17 protein-coding genes and 2 tRNA genes are annotated in these 18,975 nt (G+C 70.9%); 14 read left to right on the top strand and 5 right to left on the bottom strand.

Annotation, left to right across the window (positions count from 1 at the left end; translation table 11 throughout):
* Positions 1 to 4 precede the first annotated feature (4 nt).
* From MM440_RS06360 to MM440_RS06350, 3 genes are all read left to right on the top strand, one after another.
* Positions 5 to 1,246: a DNA replication/repair protein RecF gene (locus MM440_RS06360; protein ID WP_241443490.1), complete on the top strand. Its 1,242-nt coding sequence runs from the start codon at positions 5 to 7 to the stop codon at positions 1,244 to 1,246.
* Positions 1,221 to 1,844: a DciA family protein gene (locus tag MM440_RS06355; protein WP_241443489.1), complete on the top strand. Its 624-nt coding sequence runs from the start codon at positions 1,221 to 1,223 to the stop codon at positions 1,842 to 1,844. The genes MM440_RS06360 and MM440_RS06355 overlap by 26 nt, the downstream gene beginning before the upstream one ends.
* A 126-nt stretch (positions 1,845 to 1,970) precedes the next feature.
* The gene (locus MM440_RS06350; protein ID WP_241443488.1) at positions 1,971 to 2,831 is read left to right on the top strand and encodes an alpha/beta hydrolase; all 861 of its coding nucleotides are present in this window, start codon (positions 1,971 to 1,973) and stop codon (positions 2,829 to 2,831) included.
* Here the strand turns inward: MM440_RS06350 and MM440_RS06345 are convergent.
* A complete protein-coding gene (locus tag MM440_RS06345) occupies positions 2,820 to 3,686 on the bottom strand; it encodes a helix-turn-helix domain-containing protein (RefSeq protein ID WP_241443487.1) in 867 nt (288 codons plus the stop codon). The two genes, MM440_RS06350 and MM440_RS06345, sit on opposite strands and share 12 nt — an antisense overlap.
* Positions 3,687 to 3,764: 78 nt before the next feature.
* Between MM440_RS06345 and MM440_RS06340 the strand changes: the two genes are divergently transcribed.
* Both MM440_RS06340 and MM440_RS06335 read left to right on the top strand, forming a co-directional pair.
* Positions 3,765 to 4,370 carry a TIGR03086 family metal-binding protein gene (locus MM440_RS06340; protein WP_241443486.1) on the top strand — a complete coding sequence of 202 codons (606 nt, stop codon included), beginning with the start codon at positions 3,765 to 3,767 and terminating at the stop codon, positions 4,368 to 4,370.
* Positions 4,371 to 4,444: 74 nt separating this feature from the next.
* Positions 4,445 to 6,247, top strand: coding sequence for an FUSC family protein (locus tag MM440_RS06335; RefSeq protein WP_241443485.1), 1,803 nt, complete (start codon positions 4,445 to 4,447; stop codon positions 6,245 to 6,247).
* A gap of 9 nt (positions 6,248 to 6,256) precedes the next feature.
* Here MM440_RS06335 and MM440_RS06330 read toward each other — a convergent pair whose 3' ends face one another.
* The gene (locus MM440_RS06330; RefSeq protein ID WP_241443484.1) at positions 6,257 to 7,738 is read right to left on the bottom strand and encodes an alpha/beta fold hydrolase; all 1,482 of its coding nucleotides are present in this window, start codon (positions 7,736 to 7,738) and stop codon (positions 6,257 to 6,259) included.
* A 405-nt stretch (positions 7,739 to 8,143) separates the two neighbouring features.
* On the opposite strand from MM440_RS06330, the gene gyrB reads away from it, so the two are divergent.
* From gyrB to MM440_RS06295, 7 genes are all read left to right on the top strand, one after another.
* Complete coding sequence (gyrB, locus tag MM440_RS06325; protein WP_420914134.1) at positions 8,144 to 10,324, top strand: DNA topoisomerase (ATP-hydrolyzing) subunit B; 2,181 nt, start codon at positions 8,144 to 8,146, stop codon at positions 10,322 to 10,324.
* 329 nt (positions 10,325 to 10,653) lie between these two features.
* Positions 10,654 to 13,269, top strand: a complete 2,616-nt coding sequence (gyrA, locus tag MM440_RS06320; RefSeq protein ID WP_241443913.1) for a DNA gyrase subunit A — start codon at positions 10,654 to 10,656, stop codon at positions 13,267 to 13,269.
* On the top strand, positions 13,262 to 13,768 hold the full coding sequence (locus MM440_RS06315) for a DUF3566 domain-containing protein (RefSeq protein WP_241443483.1): 507 nt from the start codon (positions 13,262 to 13,264) through the stop codon (positions 13,766 to 13,768). Before gyrA ends, MM440_RS06315 begins: the two co-directional genes overlap by 8 nt.
* Positions 13,769 to 13,876: 108 nt before the next feature.
* Positions 13,877 to 13,953: transfer RNA gene (locus tag MM440_RS06310), tRNA-Ile, on the top strand.
* Between the two features lie 30 nt (positions 13,954 to 13,983).
* Positions 13,984 to 14,109: a DLW-39 family protein gene (locus MM440_RS06305; RefSeq protein WP_241443482.1), complete on the top strand. Its 126-nt coding sequence runs from the start codon at positions 13,984 to 13,986 to the stop codon at positions 14,107 to 14,109.
* A 34-nt stretch (positions 14,110 to 14,143) separates the two neighbouring features.
* Positions 14,144 to 14,219, top strand: a tRNA-Ala gene (locus MM440_RS06300).
* Between the two features lie 309 nt (positions 14,220 to 14,528).
* Positions 14,529 to 15,044, top strand: a complete 516-nt coding sequence (locus MM440_RS06295) for a DUF488 domain-containing protein (protein WP_241443481.1) — start codon at positions 14,529 to 14,531, stop codon at positions 15,042 to 15,044.
* Here MM440_RS06295 and MM440_RS06290 read toward each other — a convergent pair.
* Positions 15,025 to 15,483 carry a DUF2871 family protein gene (locus tag MM440_RS06290; protein WP_241443480.1) on the bottom strand — a complete coding sequence of 153 codons (459 nt, stop codon included), beginning with the start codon at positions 15,481 to 15,483 and terminating at the stop codon, positions 15,025 to 15,027. The two genes, MM440_RS06295 and MM440_RS06290, sit on opposite strands and share 20 nt — an antisense overlap.
* 132 nt (positions 15,484 to 15,615) lie before the next feature.
* Positions 15,616 to 16,509, bottom strand: coding sequence for a hypothetical protein (locus tag MM440_RS06285; RefSeq protein WP_241443479.1), 894 nt, complete (start codon positions 16,507 to 16,509; stop codon positions 15,616 to 15,618).
* 281 nt (positions 16,510 to 16,790) lie between these two features.
* Here MM440_RS06285 and MM440_RS06280 point away from each other — a divergent pair, with 281 nt between their 5' ends.
* Together MM440_RS06280 and MM440_RS06275 are read left to right on the top strand one after the other, a co-directional pair.
* Entirely contained in the window at positions 16,791 to 17,309 is a 519-nt protein-coding gene (locus MM440_RS06280) for a peptidylprolyl isomerase (protein WP_241443478.1), read from the top strand.
* A 19-nt stretch (positions 17,310 to 17,328) separates the two neighbouring features.
* A complete protein-coding gene (locus tag MM440_RS06275) occupies positions 17,329 to 18,222 on the top strand; it encodes a rhomboid family protein (RefSeq protein WP_241443477.1) in 894 nt (297 codons plus the stop codon).
* Positions 18,223 to 18,713: 491 nt separating this feature from the next.
* Here the strand turns inward: MM440_RS06275 and MM440_RS06270 are convergent, their stop codons facing one another.
* Entirely contained in the window at positions 18,714 to 18,965 is a 252-nt protein-coding gene (locus tag MM440_RS06270; protein WP_241443476.1) for a cell division protein CrgA, read from the bottom strand.
* Between the last annotated feature and the right edge of the window lie 10 nt (positions 18,966 to 18,975).

Below are 18,975 nucleotides of genomic sequence, written 5' to 3'. Positions count from 1 at the left end.
CCAGGTGCACGTCCGTCACCTCTCGGTCGGCAACTTCCGCAGCTATGAGACCGCGGAGCTGCCGCTCGGGCCTGGGGTGACGACGCTCGTCGGGCTGAACGGCCAGGGCAAGACCAACCTCGTCGAGGCGATCGGCTACCTCGCCACCCTGGGCTCGCACCGCGTCGCCCAGGACGCCCCGCTCGTGCGCTTCGGCGCCGAGAGCGCGGTCGTGCGCGGGGTCGTCGTGCGCGACGGCCGCGAGACCCTGGTCGAGCTCGAGATCATCCCCGGGCGCTCCAACCGGGCCCAGCTCAACCGCACGCCGGTCCCCCGACCGCGCGAGATCCTGGGCACGCTGCGCACCGTGCTGTTCGCCCCCGAGGACCTGGCGCTGGTCAAGGGTGACCCGAGCGAGCGGCGCCGGTTCGTCGACGACCTGCTCGTCGCCCGGCAGCCGCGCTGGGCCGGGGTGCGGGCCGACTACGACCGGATCCTCAAGCAGCGCAACGCCCTGCTCAAACAGGGTGCGGCGATCCTGCGGCCCGCAGGCGCCCGCCGTGGTCGCTCGTCGGCGTCGGCCGGTGCTGCGGGCGGGCCGTCGCTGGAGGAGCAGCGCGACGCCGCCCTGCACACCCTCGACGTGTGGGACAGCCACCTGTCCGAGGTCGGCTCGCACCTGCTCTACGCCCGGCTGCGGCTGCTGCGCGACCTCGGTCCGCACCTCGCGGAGGCCTACGACGCGGTCAGCGACTCGCAGTCGGACGCGCGGCTCACCTACCGCTCGTCGCTGCGCGAGGAGGTAGCCACCGCGCTCGCCGACGGCGAGGTCCCCGAGATCGCGGAGCTCGCCGAGGCGATGCGCAGCTCGCTCGCGCTCGTGCGCCAGCAGGAGGTAGAGCGCGGGCTCACCCTCGTCGGACCGCATCGCGACGACGTGGTGCTGGGGCTCGGCGAGCTGCCCGCCAAGGGCTACGCGTCGCACGGCGAGTCCTGGTCGTTCGCGCTCGGGCTGCGCCTCGCCGCCTTCGCGCTGCTGCGTGTCGACCTGCGTGACGACCCCGTGCTCATCCTCGACGACGTGTTCGCCGAGCTCGACTCCGTTCGGCGGGAGCGGCTCGCCGCCCGGATCGGTGATGCCGAGCAGGTGATCGTCACCGCGGCCGTCGGCGAGGACGTGCCAGCGGCGCTGCGAGGCCCGGGGGCTACGACGTTCCACGTGAAACGTGGGGAGGTGAGCCATGAGCCCGGCGACGAATCCGCCTGACGGCACCGACCTTACGGACCCTGCGCCCAGCGACGTGCCCGTGGCCGACCTCGAGCGCGACCGGCTGGCGGCCAAGCCCGACCCGCGGGCCGACCCCGACAACGCGGCGACCGCGGCTGCGGCCGCCCTCGCGCGGGCGCGAGCAGCGGCCAAGGCCAAGGGACTTCGTCCCGGGATGAAGCCCAAGCCGCGTCTCCGCAACGAGGTCAACGAGGTGCGCCGCACCGGCGCGGGCAAGGACGACCGCGACCCGCTCGCCATCGCCGACTCGCTGGACCACCTGCTCGGTGAGCGGGGCTGGCAGACCGAGGTGGCGGTCGGCTCGGTGCTCGGACGCTGGGACCAGATCGTGGGTGGGGACGTCGCGCAGCACAGCGAGCCGGTGTCGTTCATCGACGGGGTGCTCACCGTGCGCGCCAGCTCGACCGCGTGGGCCACCCAGATCCGCTACCTCACCAGCCAGGTCCTCGGCCGGATGAATGCCGAGCTCGGTGCCGACACGGTGGTCGAGCTGCGCGTCGTAGGACCGGCGACCCCGACCTGGCGCTACGGCCGACGGGCCGCCCAGGGTCGGGGGCCGCGCGACACCTACGGCTAGACCAGCCGCCGGGCTTTCCCTCCACCCACGACGACCAGCCCACACACGACCAGCCAGCCAACACGACCACCAGTTCACCGGCCCTCTCGGGGTGCAGCAACGACGCGCTGCTGCGAAGGTGTGGTCATGGACGAGTCGACCATCACTGTCCCCACCGCCGACGGCATCGAGCTGCAGGTCTATCGCTTCGCCCCGCAGGGCCGGCCGCGAGCGGTCGTGCAGGTGCAGCACGGTCTCGGCGAGCACGCGGGGCGCTACCGGCGCTTCGCCGGAGCGCTGGCCGGTGCCGGCTACCTGGTCTACGCGCCCGATGCGCGCGGCTCGGGCCGCACCGCGCAGGGGCGCTACGGACAGTGGGGGCCGGACTCGTGGCTGGGGTGGATCGACGACGTGGACCGGGTGCGGCAGCGCATCCGCGAGGACGAGCCGGATCTGCCGCTGGCGCTGTTCGGGCACAGCCTGGGGTCGTTCGCGACCCAGCAGTACCTGCTCGACCACAGCGCCGACGTCGACGCCGTGGTGCTCTCCGGCACGGCCGAGGCCGGGTCCATCTCGGGCATGCTGGACTCGCCCGAGCCCGCCGACCTCAGCGCCTTCAACGCCGGGTTCGAGCAGCGCACCGGTTTCGAGTGGCTGAGCCGGGACGAGGCCGAGGTCGACCGCTACGTCGCCGACGAGGGGTGCGGCTTCGAGTCGGAGGCCTTCCGCGGGATGGGGACGCTGGCGGCCGCGGCCGACCCCGAGCGGCTGCGCGAGCTGCGCCCCGACCTGCCGATCCTGCTCGTCTCGGGCGACGCCGACCCGCTGGCGGACGGCGGGCGCGCGATCGAGGTCGTCGGCGAGCGCTACCGCGAGGCGGGGCTCACCGACGTGACCGTGACGATCTACCCCGAGGCCCGGCACGAGCTGCTCAACGAGACCAACCGCGACGAGGTGACGGCCGAGATCCTCGCCTTCCTGGACCGCACCGTCGGGTCAGGTCGCTGACCCTGCGGCCTGCAGCCGGGCGAACTCCCCCGGCGTCATCCCCGTCGCCGTCCGGAAGTCGCGGGAGAAGTGCGCCTGGTCGGCATATCCCAGCTCGGCGGCGACGTCGGCGAGGTTGCGGGGTCGCTCGCGCAGGCGCTCGGCCGCCTCGTGCAGCCGTCGACGCCGGATCAACCACAGCGGGCTGAGCCCCAGCCGGCGAGCGGTCAGCCGCTGCACCGTCCGCTCGGTCAGGCCGAACCGCTCGCACAGCTGACCCACCGACGTCAGCCCCGGGTCGTCCTCGACGGCCGTGACCAGCGCGTTGACCAGCCGCGACTCCTGATCGGGGTCCCCCAGCGTGCGCAGCCGCTCCTCGACGAGCCGGCGGCCGGCCTCGTGCGCGGCCACCGCGGATGGGTCCTCGCTCATGATCTGCCGGAGTCGATCCGGCAGCTCGGCCAGCGCCGCGATCGTCTCGAGCGGCACCCGCCGATCGGTCAGCTCGGACACCGACGTCCCGAGCAGCAGCGCACCGGCGGCGGGCGCGAGCATGACGCCGAACGCCCAGCCGCGGCCCGCCAGCACGTTCGTCGACAGGCCCCGCTGCGGCCCGATGAAGTGCGCGTACGTCGAGGACACCACCGCGAGCGTCACGGGATACTGCAGCACCTTCTGCTCGCGGCCTGCCGGCTCCGGCACGTCCCACACGGGGATCCAGTAGCGCCGGATCCAGCAGCTCAGCTCCTCCGGCGGCGCATAGCGGTAGATCTCGAACGTGCGGTCCGCGGGGTCGCGCAGGTGGGCGCGCTCGATGTCGTCCCGGGCGCGAGCCGTGCTCGGCCGGACCTGTCGGGAATCCTCAAGACCCGCCACCTGGCCGAGCCTAGTGTCGAGATCCTCACCCGGCGCCGGCCGTCGACCGGTCGGCGCACCCCCACCCGAGGAGGAACCATGGCGACCCACGACACCGCCCACGACACCGCCCACGACACCGCTCAGCCCAGCTCCCAGTCCGAGATCAGCACCGACCTGGAGTCCTGGGGCCGGCACGCGGACCCGTTCACCGCCGTCGTCGACCAGGTCGGCGACTGGAGCGCCGCCAGCCCCTGCGCGGGGTGGACCGCCGCGGACGTCGTCGAGCACGTCATCTCGACCGAGCGGGACTTCCTCGCCGGGCAGGACGTCGAGCTGCGCGACGACGCCACCGGGTCCGACCCGGCCGAGCGGTGGCGCTCCCACGAGGCGACCGTCCGAGCGGCGCTGGCCGACCCGAGCGTCGGGGCCCGGGAGTACGACGGGGCCTTCGGACGCACGACGATCGGCGCGACCCTCGCCCGGTTCTACGGGTTCGACCTGCTGGTGCACCGCTGGGACCTGGCGCGCTCGCAGGGTCGGGACGAGGTCCTCACCGACGCCGAGATCGACGAGATCGACCACGCGGTGGACGGTTTCGGCGAGCACGCGTACGCCCCGGGCATCTTCGCGCGACCCGTCGAGGTCCCGGCCGAGGCCGGTCGACAGGCGCGGGTGCTCGCGCGGACCGGCCGCTCCGCCTGACCCGCACCCGCACCGCCTGACCCACACCCGGACAGTCCGAACAGTGCCGGGGACACTGCGGCACAGTAGGACCCGTGGGTGTGGTGCGAGACGTCTTTGCGGTCAACCGAGGAGTCCGACGCTGGCCGGTCGCGCTGAAGGCCGCGATCAGCCTGGCGATCCCGCTGTCGGTCGCCACCGCGCTCGGTGAGCAGTCGCTCGGGCTGATCTCGACCCTGGGTGCGTTCACCGCGCTCTACGCGCCGAGCAGCCCAGGCCGCTTCCGGGCGCGACTGATGGCCGTCGTGGGCGTCGGTCTGGTCGCCGCCGCCACCCTCGGCGCCCTCACCGCGGGGCAGCCCGTGCTGGGGATCGCCGCCATGGTGCTGGTGGCGATGGTGGCGACGTTCGCGTGCCAGGCGCTCAAGATCGGGCCGCCGGGGGCCTTCTTCTTCATCCTGGTGGTCGGCGTGGCCAACCTCATGGCCCAGCACGGCGCCCCCGTCGCAAAGATCATGGCGCTCGTCGCGGCCGGTGCCGCGATCGCCTTCGTGGTGGGGCTCAGCGACCTGACGCTCGACCGGCACGGACCGGAGCGACGAGCCGTGGACCAGGCCGAACGTGCGGTCGACACCTTCGAGGCGACCCGCGGACCCCAGCAGGCCGTCGCCGCGCGGGGTGCGGCGTCGACCGCGCTCCACGCCGCCTGGACCGCCCTGCGCGACGGCGGCGGACGCGGTGGCGGCGGCCCGGAGCTGCAGCTGCTGACCCGCCGGCTGGGCGAGGTGGCCGAGCGCTACGCCGCCGTGTCGGCGCGGGTGTCCGCCCACGCCCTCGGGATCGACCCCGAGCCGTGGGGGTCGGTGCAGACCACCGACGCGCGCCGGCTCGAGCTCACCAGCGTCGCCCAGGCTCGCCAGCTCTCGGAGCGGCGCGAGGACGAGGTGGACCTCGAGCAGCTGCGCGAGTCCTCCCTCGGCCGCCCGGACGCGGGCTACCTGCTGCGGGCCGCTGCCCGGCGCCCGAGCGAGATCCTGCTGTCGGTGCTCCGCGTCGGCCTGGCGACGGCGATCGCCGGAGCGCTGAGCGTGGCACTCGGGCTCGGGCATGGCTACTGGGCCGTGGCGTTCAGCGCCCTCGTGCTGCACCAGGGCGGGACCCGCGCCGCGCAGACGACCCGCGGCCTGCAGCGCCTGGTCGGCACGCTCGGTGGTCTGCTGCTCTTCGCCGTGCTCGTCCAGGTCCACCCGACCGGCTGGGCCGTGGTCGTCATCCTGGTGGTGCTGCAGCTGCTGATCGAGCTGCTGGTCGTGCGCAACTACGCCGCCGCCGTCCTGTTCATCACGCCGCTCGCGCTCAGCATCGCCTCGGCCGCCGCGCCCGGTCTCGACCCGTGGCACAACGTCACCGACCGTGCCGTAGACACCGTGGTCGCGGTCGTCGTGTCCCTCGCGGTGCTCTGGGCGACCGGCTGGGGTCGCTCGGTGCTGCACGTGCGCTCGCACGGGCGGCGCGTGATCGAGGGCATCGGTGCGGTGCTGCAGGACCTCGCCAGCGGCCGGGTGTTCACCGCGGCCGCCCGGGCGAACCGCCGCCACCTCTACTACGAGCTGCTCGAGGCCGACCAGGTCACCCGTCGCGCGGCCGCCGACGAGCCGAGGGCCGTCACCCCCTACCAGGCGATGGAGCAGGAGGTGATGACCCTCGGGTACCTCGTCCTCGGCGCCTGCTGGCACCCGACCGCGCGGGCCTCGCGCGAGCTGTTCGAGCAGGCCCAGGTGCCGCTGCGCCGCATCACGGCCACCCCCGTCACCTCCCCGCGCCCGGCCGGGGAGATCACCGCGGACGTGCTGGCGATCCGGTCGGTGATCAGCTGGTGGCGGGCGCGGGACCGGTGACGAGGGCGATCAGTGCCCGTGCCGGCCACCCCAGCGGGTCATCCGGTCGGCCCGGTCGTTGACGAAGGGCTCGGGCCGGTCGTCCACGAAGGCCGCGGTGGTCGTGCCGGTCGCGAGCGCGGCTTCCTGCAGGCCCCGGGTGGTGGCCACGCGGCCCCACCGACCGGTCGTCAGGCGGGCATCCATGGCGCCCACGGCAGCGAGGTTCTCGGCGACGGTGAACGTGCAGTGCCCGACGCGCTGGACGTAGGCCTGCTTGAGCAGCGACGACCGTCCCGCGCGCTTGACCTTCGCGGCGTACTCCGACTGGTACTCCACCGGCGCGGCCGGGTCCGCCAGCGTGTGCGTGGTCAGCACGGGGACCCGCAGCTTGCCGGTCGGGACGGACGTGCGCAGCATCCAGCGGATCGCCGCCCGGTCGGCGGTCACGTCGGCCGTCGCGGTGATCGTGTCCAGGTCCTTGCGCAGGTCCAGCCCCGCAGCACGGTAGAGCGTGGCGACGTTCGCGCGCTGCCCGGACCGCGCCAGCAACCGGGCGTAGTCGACGCCCTTGGTCCACCCGCTGTCCCCGCCCGACACCTGCTGGATGTCGACCCGGCGGGTCATGGCCATTATGAGCGTCCCGGGCAGGTAGCTGACCTGCGCCTTGAGGATGGCCTCGGCGTCCCGCGGCGCCGGCGGCATGTCACCGGTGGCCCAGCGCGCCATGTTCATCAAGGTCGCCGCCAGCGAGACCCGGGCTCGGCCGGCGGGGGTCGCCATGGCGGCCGTGACGGCGTCGCCGAGACGCTGGGCGCTCGCCGCGGCCTCGCTCACGGAGCTGAACTTGGTGAGCTTGATCGGCTCGCCCGGCAGCAGCAGCGAGGCGATCGCCTGGGCGCCGTCGAGCTGGTAGTTGTTGAGGTTCAGACCGCCGCCGAGCAGGCCGCAGGTCGAGACGGCGCCGTCGATGTCCGCGTCGGGTCGCTCGGCCAGCAGGCTCGAGACCAGACCACCCATCGACCGGCCCACCGCGACGGTGCGGGTCGGCTCCCCCACCAGGCGCTTGAACTCGCTCAGCGTGCCGATCTGGTCGTCGACCGCGGAGCCGAGAGCCCATCCGGTCCGTGCGTAGGACGACTGCGCGACCGCCCAGCCTCGCTCCTGCAGCGCCGCCGAGGTCGGCGCCCAGCCCGCGTCGAACGAGGGGTTGTCGGTGCCGGTGCGGAACCCGTGGCTGAACAGCACGAGCTTGCCGTTCCAGCCGGCGGGCACGTCGATCTGCCAGGTCGAGCCGTCCGGCAGCGTGCCGGTGAGGTGACGGTCTACGGGGTTCGTGCTGGTGGTGGCCGCGAAGGTGCGGGCGGACGTGGACGTGGCGGGTGCCGAGATGGACTGCGCCGGCGCGGGTGCGGCGGAGGCGACCCCGGCCAGCGACGCCACGCCGAGGGGCAGGGCGAGCGCGGTCATCGTGAGCTGGGTGGTCAGGCGGCGAGCGGCGTTGCTGGTCATGACACTCCTCAGGGGGCGAGACGGTGGGGCGGAGGTTGATTGACAGGTTTCCTTAGTATGCGACCCTCCTGGACGACTGCCTACCGGGGGCGGTTGCGTCGTTTTGTCCCCCTTCTTGTCACCCGTCGAGGCGTTCGTCCCGGGGGACCCGGCGGCGCCCGTCTGCGCCACTTTCAGACCGAGGTGCATGGGGGGACACCAGAGCGGCCGCTGGAAACCGCGAAACGGGCCGTTCGGGGCCCTCAATGGCCGAGCTCACCCCTCGCGGACCGGTAGACTAGGAGGGTTCCGGCGCTTGTCCGGGATCGTGGCGGCGAGGCCCATCGGCCTACCGGAGCGGACAGCACGTGCCCCTTCGCGGAGCGGCGTCGTCGACCACGCGCGCGCGACCTCTTGAGGAGACCTGTGTCCGACGTCGACCAGCCCACCCCGCCCGACGCGACCACGCCGGCTCAGCCGGCAGCTCAGCCCCCTGCAGCACCCCGTCCCGACCTGCCGGAGTACGACGCCGCAGCGATCACGGTGCTCGAGGGTCTCGAGGCGGTCCGCAAGCGCCCGGGTATGTACATCGGCTCGACGGGTGAGCGCGGCCTGCACCACCTGGTCTGGGAGATCGTGGACAACTCGGTCGACGAGGCGCTCGCGGGCTACGCCGACCACGTCCAGGTCACCCTCCTCGCCGACGGCGGCGTCCGGGTCACCGACAACGGTCGCGGCATCCCCACCGACATCCACCCGATCGAGCAGGTCTCTGCCGTAGAGCTCGTGCTCACCCAGCTGCACGCCGGCGGCAAGTTCGGCGGCGGGGGCTACAAGGTGTCCGGCGGCCTGCACGGCGTGGGCTCCTCGGTGGTCAACGCGCTGTCCACGCGCCTCGAGGCCGAGGTCCACCAGAAGGGCCACGTCTTCCGGATGGAGTTCGAGCACGGTGTGCCGACCGGGCCGCTGCGCCAGGAGGAGGCGGCCGACGACACCGGCACGACCATCACGTTCTGGGCCAGCCCCGAGATCTTCGAGACCACGGTCTACGACTTCGAGACGATCCGCGCCCGGTTCCAGCAGATGGCCTTCCTCAACAAGGGCCTGACCATCTCGCTGACCGACGAGCGCCCGCAGGCGCAGGCCGACGCCGACGTCGAGGCCGAGGAGGCCGGCGCGGTCGACGAGCCGGGCCAGGCTCGCGACGACGCGAGCACCGACACCGACGCCGACGCCAGCACCCCAGGCGAGACGACCGACGGCAAGGAGTCGGTCGCTAAGGACGCCGCCGGCAAGGTCAAGGGCAAGACCATCACCTACCGCTACGACGGCGGCCTGGTCGACTACGTCAACCACCTCAACGCGACCAAGCGCGCCGAGAAGGTCAACGACGACATCATCAGCTTCGAGCTGGAGGACGAGGGCAAGGGGCTCTCGCTCGAGGTGGCGATGCAGTGGACCACCGCCTACTCCGAGTCGGTGCACACCTACGCCAACACCATCAACACCCACGAGGGCGGCACCCACGAGGAGGGCTTCCGCGCGGCGCTCACCAAGCTGATCAACGACTTCGCGCGCCGGCAGAACCTGCTCAAGGACAAGGACGAGAACCTCACCGGCGACGACGTCCGTGAGGGTCTCACCGCCGTCATCTCGGTCAAGCTCGCCGACCCGCAGTTCGAGGGTCAGACCAAGACCAAGCTCGGCAACTCCGAGGTCAAGGGCTTCGTGCAGCGCGCGATGACCGAGGAGCTCAACGACTGGCTCGACCGCAACCCCTCCTCGGGCAAGGAGATCGTCCGCAAGTCGATCCAGGCCGCGGCCGCGCGCATGGCGGCCCGCAAGGCTCGCGAGGCCACCCGCCGCAAGGGCCTGCTCGACTCCGGCTCGCTGCCCGGCAAGCTGCGCGACTGCCAGTCCCGCAACCCCGAGCTGAGCGAGGTCTTCATCGTCGAGGGCGACTCGGCGGGCGGCTCGGCCGTGCGCGGTCGCAACCCGCAGACCCAGGCGATCCTGCCGATCCGCGGCAAGATCCTCAACGTCGAGAAGGCCCGCATCGACAAGGTCCTCGCCAACACCGAGGTCCAGGCGCTCATCTCCGCGTTCGGCACGGGCGTCGGCGAGGAGTTCGATATCAGCAAGGCGCGCTACCACAAGATCGTGCTGATGGCCGACGCCGACGTCGACGGCATGCACATCCGCACCCTGCTGCTGACCCTGCTCTTCCGGTTCATGCGGCCGCTGATCGAGGCGGGCTACGTCTACCTCGCCCAGCCCCCGCTCTACCGGTTGAAGTGGTCGAACGCGACCCACGAGTTCTCGTTCAGTGACCGCGAGCGCGACGCGATGATCGCCGACGGGCAGGCCCACGGCAAGCGGCTGCCCAAGGACAACCCGATCCAGCGCTACAAGGGTCTGGGCGAGATGGACTACAGCGAGCTGTGGGAGACCACGATGGATCCCGACCAGCGCACCCTGCTGCAGGTCACGCTCGCCGACGCGGCCGCCGCGGACCAGATCTTCGCGATCCTGATGGGCGAAGACGTCGAGTCCCGAAGGGGATTCATCCAGCGCAACGCCCGCGACGTGCGGTTCCTCGACATCTGATCCGCGAGTTCGGTTGGCTCCGCGCACGATTGCGTAGACCGGCCGCTTCCACAGTGCACCACCAGCGTGAAGTGCTCGACTAGTTAGGGATATTCGTGAGCGAGCAGCCACCCACCAATGACGGCCAGAACCCCGAGGGCGTCGACCCCGAAGGCCTCGACCCCGAGACGCCGGCCACCGACGGCACCGAAGCCACCGACGGCACCGAAGCCACCGATGGCGGTGACGCCACCGACGGCAACGACGTCGAGCTGACCATCGGGTCTACCGACCCCGAGGGTCTGCTGGCGCAGACCGACCGAGTCGAGGCCGTCGACCTCAACACCGAGATGCAGCGCAGCTACATCGAGTACGCCATGAGCGTCATCGTGAGCCGCGCGCTGCCCGACGTGCGCGACGGCCTGAAGCCGGTGCACCGGCGCATCCTCTACGCGATGTACGACGGGGGCTACCGGCCCGATCGCGGCTTCAACAAGTGCTCGCGCGTCGTCGGTGACGTCATGGGTCAGTACCACCCGCACGGTGACTCGGCGATCTACGACGCCCTGGTGCGCCTGGTGCAGGACTGGTCGCTTCGCTACCCGCTGGTGCAGGGCCAGGGCAACTTCGGCTCCCCGGGTGACGACCCCGCCGCCGCACCGCGATACACCGAGTGCCGGATGGCGCCGCTCGCGATGGAGATGGTCCGCGACATCCACGAGGAGACCGTGGACTTCCGGCCCAACTACGACGGCAAGAACCTCGAGCCCGAGGTGCTGCCGGCTCGCTTCCCGAACCTGCTCGTCAACGGCTCCGCCGGCATCGCCGTCGGCATGGCCACTCAGATCCCGCCGCACAACCTGCGCGAGGTCTCCGAGGCGGTGCAGTGGTTGCTCGCGCACCCCGAGGCCGACAAGGACCAGCTGCTCGAGGCGTGCCTCGGCATCATCAAGGGCCCGGACTTCCCCACCGGTGCGCTCATCATGGGCCGCAAGGGCATTGAGGACGCCTACCGCACCGGGCGCGGCTCGATCGTCATGCGCGCGGTCGTCGAGGTCGAGGAGATCCTCGGCCGGCAGTGCCTGGTCGTGACCGAGCTGCCCTACCAGGTCAACCCCGACTCGCTCGCGCAGAAGATCGCCGAGCTGGTCAAGGAGGGCCGGATCCAGGGGATCGCGGACATCCGCGACGAGACCTCGGGTCGCACCGGTCAGCGCCTGGTCATCGTGCTCAAGCGCGACGCTGTCGCGAAGGTCGTGCTCAACAACCTCTACAAGCACACCCAGCTGCAGCAGAGCTTCGGCGCCAACATGCTCGCCCTGGTCGATGGGGTGCCGCGCACGCTGCCGGTGAGCGCGTTCATCCGCTACTGGGTCGAGCACCAGATCGACGTCATCGTGCGGCGCACGAAGTTCCGCCTGCGTCAGGCCGAGGAGCGCATCCACATCCTGCGCGGTCTGCTGAAGGCCCTCGACGCGCTCGACGAGGTCATCGCCCTGATCCGCCGCAGCGCCACCGTGGAGGTCGCGCGCGACGGGCTGATCGAGCTGCTCCAGATCGACGAGATCCAGGCCCGCGCGATCCTCGACATGCAGCTGCGCCGGCTCGCCGCCCTGGAGCGGCAGAAGCTCATCGACGAGCACGACGAGCTGCAGGCCAAGATCGATGACTACAACGACATCCTGGCCCGCCCCGAGCGGCAGCGGGACATCATCTCGACCGAGCTGGCCGAGCTGGTGGACCGGTTCGGTGACGACCGCCGCACCGACATCGTGGCGTTCGACGGCGACATGTCGATGGAGGACCTGATCCCCGAGGAGGACGTGGTCGTCACGATCACGCGCGGGGGCTACGCCAAGCGCACCCGCACCGACGCCTACCGCAGCCAGCACCGCGGCGGCAAGGGCGTCAAGGGCGCCCAGCTGCGCGGCGACGACATCGTCGAGCACTTCTTCACGACCACGACCCACCACTGGCTGCTCTTCTTCACCAACCTCGGCAGGGTCTACCGCGCGAAGGCCTACGAGCTGCCCGAGGGCAGCCGCGACAGCAAGGGCCAGCACGTAGCGAACCTGATGGCCTTCCAGCCCGGGGAGCAGATCGCGCAGGTGCTGGCGATCCGCGACTACATCCACGTGCCCTACCTCGTGCTCGCGACCCGCAACGGGCTGGTCAAGAAGACACGGCTGGACGAGTACGACTCCAACCGGTCCGGTGGTCTGATCGCGATCAACCTGCGCGACGGTGACGAGCTCGTCGGCGCCTCGCTCGCCTCGTCGGCCGACGACCTGCTGCTCGTGTCGCTGCACGGCCAGTCGGTGCGGTTCACGGCCGGCGACGACGTGCTGCGGCCGACCGGACGGTCTACGAGTGGCGTGACAGGCATGAAGTTCCGCGGCGACGACCGGCTCCTCGCGATGAACGTCGTCCAGGACGAGACCGACCCCGACGTGTTCGTGGTGTTCGAGAACGGCCTGGCCAAGCGCACGCTCGCCTCGGAGTACCCCGTCAAGGGGCGCGCGACCCTCGGCGTCCTGGTCGCCAAGCAGTCCGAGCGCGGTGGCGACCTCGCCGGTGCGCTCGTGGTGAGCCCCGACGACGAGGTCATGATCGTCATGGAGAAGGGCCGGATCGTGCGCAGCCGCGTCGACGAGGTCCGCTACAGCGGGCGCAACACCCAGGGCGTCCTGTTCGCCAACCCGGGCAAGAACGACACGATCGTCGCCGTCGCCCGCAACGTCGAGCGCGAGATCGAGGACGAGGCGGTGGAGGGCGCGGCTGAGGGCGGGGTCGAGGAAGGCGCGGCTGAGAACGGCGCGGCTGAGCAGACGGTTGACGACGCGGCACGCGAGGTCTCCGGCGCTGCTAGCGACCCCTCCGAGCCCGATGGCGTTAGCGTGGACTCCGATGGCGACGACACCGCCGAGAGCACCGACCAGCCTTCCGAGGAGACCGACAGTGAGTAGCGCGGACAGCACCTCACCCGTGGCCACGACCGACAACCGTGGCCAGGGCTCGTCCGGTGCGGTGGCGAGCGACAGGAGCACGTCCGCCACGTCCTCGAGGGCCGCTGCCGCCTCGTCGGCCGCCTCGACCGCGCCGGTGCGTCGGGTCAAGCTGCGGGTGCAGCGCGTCGACCCGCTGTCGGTGCTGAAGCTGTCGTTCCTCGTCTCGGTAGCCCTCGGCATCGCCTGGGTGGTCATGGTCGCAGTGCTCTGGATGATCCTCAACGGCATGGGCGTCTTCTCGACCATCCAGGACACCATCCCGGACCTGCTCGGCGACGCCGGCAAGAAGTTCAACCTGATGGACTACGTCGGCTTCACCCGGGTCATCTCGATGGGCGTCATGCTGGCCATCCTCAACACCCTGTTCCTCACCGCCCTCGCCACGCTCGCCGCATTCCTCTACAACGTCTGCGCCAGCCTGGTGGGCGGGATGCACACGACGCTGACCGACGACTGACGGCGGTTGTCAGGGCGTCGGCCCAGCCGACCCGATCCCGGCCCGCGGCCATTTTGGTCGCGGGCCGGGGTCTACGGTAACGTTGTGCCTCGCGCCCGGCAGGGCAGCGGGCCTATAGCTCAGGCGGTTAGAGCGCTTCCCTGATAAGGAAGAGGTCGGAGGTTCAAGTCCTCCTAGGCCCACCATCCGCACCCCCATCGCTCGAGGGAGATCCCATGATCAAGCGCGCGATTGTCTCCGGAGTCCTCGCTGCCGCCCTCGTCGCGGCCGCCCAGCGGATCCGAGCCAAGCAGGCCGAGCAGGACCTGTGGGCAGAGGCCACCGACCAGGTCACTCGCTGACCGGGCACGACACTCCCAGCAGGGCAACCTGCACGGGGCCTTGGCGCAATTGGTAGCGCACCTGCTTTGCAAGCAGGGGGTTAGGGGTTCGAGTCCCCTAGGCTCCACCACCGCTTCGTCCAGCCCATCTCCCCGTGCGGAGAGGGGCTGGTCTCGTCCCTGGTGCCTGTGCCAGTAGAGCTCTCGCGCCGTCCCGCCCTCTGGGCACCCCACGGCGTACCGTTCGGACTGATTCATACCCGATCGACCGGCAATGGATCGTTCAAACGCCCGTGAGTCAGTCCGAACGGTACGCCTAGCAAGCCGGCGGGAGCTCGGTGCGCGGCATTTGACCCAGGGCCGCTCCGGTGGCCAGTCTCGCCAGAGACCGGGAGGATCGCCACGAGCGCCTGCTGGGAGACATGACACGAGGAGGCCGCGTGACGTTCTACACCGTGGGGCACTCGAACCGCCCCCTCGAGGAGTTCCTCACGATGCTGGGGGACGCGGGGGTCGGGCTGGTGGTCGACGTGCGGCGGCTGCCGGGGTCGCGCGCGTGCCCGTGGTTCGACCAGGAGCAGCTGGCGCCGGCGCTGCGGGAGGTGGGGATCGACTACGTCCACGAGGTCGCCCTCACCGGCCGGCGCCCCCGCCAGCCCGACGTGCCGGCGGAGGTCAACGCGTTGTGGCGCAACCAGAGCTTCCACAACTACGCGGACTATGCGCTGTCGGACGAGTTCGCGGCGGGGCTCGCCCGGGTCCGCGAAGCCGCCGCCGCGGCCCCGGCCCTCCTGTGCTCCGAAGCCGTCTGGTGGCGGTGCCACCGTCGGATCATCGCGGATCACCTTCTCGCACAAGGCGATCCGGTAGAGCACATCATGGAGACGATCGTGCCCGCGACACTGACGCCTGGCGCGTCGGTGCGCGATGGCCAGGTCACGTACCCTGCGCCGTGAGCTCCCCGGTCTCGGCCCGATCAGCCTCGGCTCGGTTGACCGCCTTCTTCAACGACATCAGCAGCAGGACCAGGCCGAGCGTGAGGGTGATGTGCCCGAGCCCCGCGATGCCGGCGATCGACGCGGGGGTCTGCCACCCGGCGTGCAGGACCTGCTGGGTGCCGATGATCGTCATCATGATCGACGACAGCAGCACCCCGACGTTGTAGACCACCACGGCGGTCCAGAACCGGTTGTCCCGGCTCAGCCGCAGCGTGTGCTCGAGCGCGAGCAGGATCAGCGCCATGAGCAGGCCGAGCGCCAGGAGGTGCGTGTGCAGCACCGACAGCTGGGTCTTGCCGGTGAAGTCGTGGGCCTTGGTGAGCTCGCGGTAGCCGAGGCCGGCGAGCAGCCCGAGCGTGGTGTAGGCGACGGCCATCCAGTAGAGCCGGGTGAGCATGTGTGCCCTTTCGGTCGAGGTCGGTGCTCCCACCCTGGCACACCCGCCTGGGCGCATCCCCAACGCCCGAGACACGAGGGCGCCCCTGACCAACCGGCCAGGGGCGCCCTCGGTGGACTCAGAGATGAGCCATCAGTTGATGGGGTCGTTCTTGGTGTCCGGGGTGATCGTGCGGTGGTCGCGCGAGGGGTCGGTCTCGTCCTCGAGCAGCGCGCCCTGGCCGTCACCGACCTCGTCGTAGCCGTCCTTGTCCGACGTGGTCGGCGTCGACGCGGCGTAGGTGTTGTCGACCGGCTCCATCACGACCGGCGTGGTGCCACCCTCGGCAGCCTCCACGGGGGTCTCGACGTAGGCCGCACCCGTGGTGCCGGTGGTGCCGACGTAGGGGTCGGCCAGCGGGGTCGCCCACGGGTCGTCCTTCGGCGCCGTCCGCTTGTAGACCGTGAGCGCGACAGCCGCAGCGGCGGCCACGAGCCCGAGGAAGATCAGACCCTTGCCGCCCTTCTTCTCCTGCTCGACGCCGGCCTTGACCAGCAGCTGGTGCTTGCGCGCGTCGGCCTTCTTGGCCGCCTTCTTGGAGACCTTCTTGGCCTTCTTGCGGTAGTCCTTCGAGGCGTCCTCGAACTGGTCGGCGAACTTCGCGGCCTGACCCTGCAGCTCGGCGGTCCGGTCCTCGGCGTTGGCCGAGGCGGTGGCCTTGGCCGCGGCACCGGCGGCAGCAACTCCGGAGATGGCCTGCAGCACGCGGGGCAGGACCTCGTCGCTGATGGTCTGGCGGGCGGACTCGACCTTGGGCGCCGCGGCGTCCTTGGCAGCCTCGACCCGGTGCGAGGCCTCCTCGCGAGCGGCCTCGAGGCGCGGGCCGGCCTGCTCCTGCGCCGACGCGACAGCCTCCTGGGCCGAGGCGACGAACCCGGCAGCCTTGGTCTTGGCGTCGTCAGCGAATGCGCTGACCTTGGCCGACGCGTCCTCCGTGGCGAGCTCGACTGGGCTCTTCTTGACGATCTTGTACTTCGTGCGGATCACGCGTCCTCCTCGTAGAGAGCATCTGGGCGCCGTCTTGCGTCGCCAGGACCTGCGGGCCAAGCCTGGGGCGGGTCCGTCCGTGCGGCCCAAGGTGTGGGGGGCACAGACGACGCTCATGCGCTGCTTTCCCCCTCATCTTGCCCTTAAACGCGGTGCCCATGCACGCCTTCCCCCAGGGTGGGACGAATGCCACGATGATTCTCAGCCTGCGACCGGCCCACGCCCAGGCTGCACGGCGCTCGCGCAGGTGTCTGTCAGTGCCCCGTGCCAGACTGTCGCCCATGAACGTCACGCTGCACACCAACTACGGAGACATCAACCTCGAGCTGTTCCCCAACGCCGCTCCCAAGACCGTCGACAACTTCGTCGGCCTGGCCGAGGGCACCAAGGACTACAAGGACGATGCCGGTCGCACGAACCCCACCCCGTTCTACGACGGCCTGAGCTTCCACCGCATCATCCCGGGCTTCATGATCCAGGGCGGCTGCCCGCTGGGCGTCGGCATGGGCGGCCCCGGGTTCGCGTTCGACGACGAGATCAGCCCTGACAAGGACTTCACCAAGCCCTACATGCTCGCCATGGCCAACGCCGGCAAGCGGATGGGTCGCGGCACCAACGGTTCGCAGTTCTTCATCACGGTGGGCCCGACCACCTGGCTGCAGGGCAAGCACACCATCTTCGGCGAGGTCTCCGACCAGCCCTCGCGCGAGGTCGTCGACAAGATCGCCGCGGTCCGCACCGGCGCCAACGACAAGCCCGTAGAGCCCGTCACGATCGAGTCGGTCACCGTCACCAAGTGACGTTGCCGGACCCGTTTGCATGAGTGATCTCACCGCGCCAGGTGGGGACGACCAGGTCGTCCCCACCTGTCCGCGGCACCCCGACGTCATCTCCTACGTCCGCTGCGCCCGTTGCGGACGACCCACCTGCCCCACCTGCCAGCGCCAGGCGCCAGTAGGCATCCAGTGCGTCGACTGCGTGCGCGAGAGCGCCAAGAACGTCCGCCGGCCGCAGTCGCCCTACGGCGGTGCGGTCGTAGAGCGCCCCACCGTCACCTACGCGCTCATCGCCACCTGTGTGGTGGTCTACCTCGGGCAGATGCTGGTGCCAGGGCTGGACCGCCAGGTGCTCTTCGCCCCGGTGATCGGCGAGTCGCAGCCGTGGCGGTTCATCACCGCCGCCTTCGCGCACGGCTCGTTGGTGCACATCGGCTTCAACATGCTGTGCCTCTACCAGTTCGGTGATGCGCTCGAACGTGCCCTCGGTCACTGGCGCTACCTCACGGTCTACCTCATCAGTGCGCTGGGCGGCTCGGTCGGCTACCTGCTGCTGTCGTCGCCCGTGGTGACGGCCTCGCAACCCACGTCGAGCTGGTACACCCCCGTCGTCGGTGCCTCCGGCGCGGTTTTCGGGTTGTTCGGTGCGATGATCGTGCTGGCCCTCAAGGCGGGCTCCGACATCCGCGGGCTGCTGGTGTTTCTCGCCCTCAACGGCGCGCTCGGCTTCATCCTGCCCAACGTCGCCTGGCAGGCCCATCTCGGTGGCCTGATCACCGGTGCCGCCTGTGCCGGTGTCGTCCTGCTCGCCGACCGCGGCGCCGCCCGTGGTCGAAGCCTGCAATGGCTCGGCCTGGCCGCCATTGCGGCGCTGCTCGTGGCCGCCACCGTCGTGAAGTACGCATCCGTCTCCTCGGTGCCGGTGCTCGGGGCCTGAGCCTCGACCCGCGTCGCCCATCCGGCACATGGATCTGCCGCCCCAAGACCCCGCTCGCCCACCCCGGCGCGCGGGGTCTGCTGCGTTCGGCACCCCTGGAGGCCGTCCCCACCAGCCCCGTCAGTTATCCACAGGGATGTCCCCAGCTGGGGATGAATTACATCCGTGTAAGACCCAGATCGACCTAGTTATCCACAGAAAATGTGGACAACTGGCCCTCGACATGTGGAGAACGCGTGGACGGGCGGTGGATCGCCGCGCCCCTGTTGTGGACGACGAGCGCCGAGACGGCAGTTAGGCTCGCCCGGCGCGTCGAGATGGCGGTGAGGCACTGGGATGTCCGCTGTACCAGCCGTCTCGGTGGCGAAGTGCCGTGTCGGCGGTCTAGGTGTGCGCAACCGCCGTGTCGGTCGGCAACTGCCGTCTCGGCGGTGGGGGTGGGGGACGTCAGCCGGCCGCGCGACCACCCACAGCCACGACCCCAGAGAGGCCTACCGCCAGCGGGTGGTCATCAAGAAGCCGGCCAGCATGACCGCGAAGCCGATGACGAGGTTCCACCAGGTGATGCCCGGGATCGGGTAGGCCGCCTGCGACAGGTAGTAGACGACGACCCACACCAGCCCGATGACCATCAGGGTGACCATCGTGGGCGCCCACCAGCTGGGGCTCGGCGTGACCTTGGTCGTGCCGGTCTTGGCGGGCGGGGTGTAGGCGGGCTTGGCCCGGCCCTTGGACTCGGGCACTGGAGACTCC

The sequence above is a fragment of the Arsenicicoccus piscis genome, from assembly GCF_022568835.1.
In the GTDB taxonomy this organism is placed as follows: Bacteria; Actinomycetota; Actinomycetes; order Actinomycetales; family Dermatophilaceae; genus Arsenicicoccus; species Arsenicicoccus piscis.
This window is presented reverse-complemented; position numbering and strand designations above follow the sequence as displayed.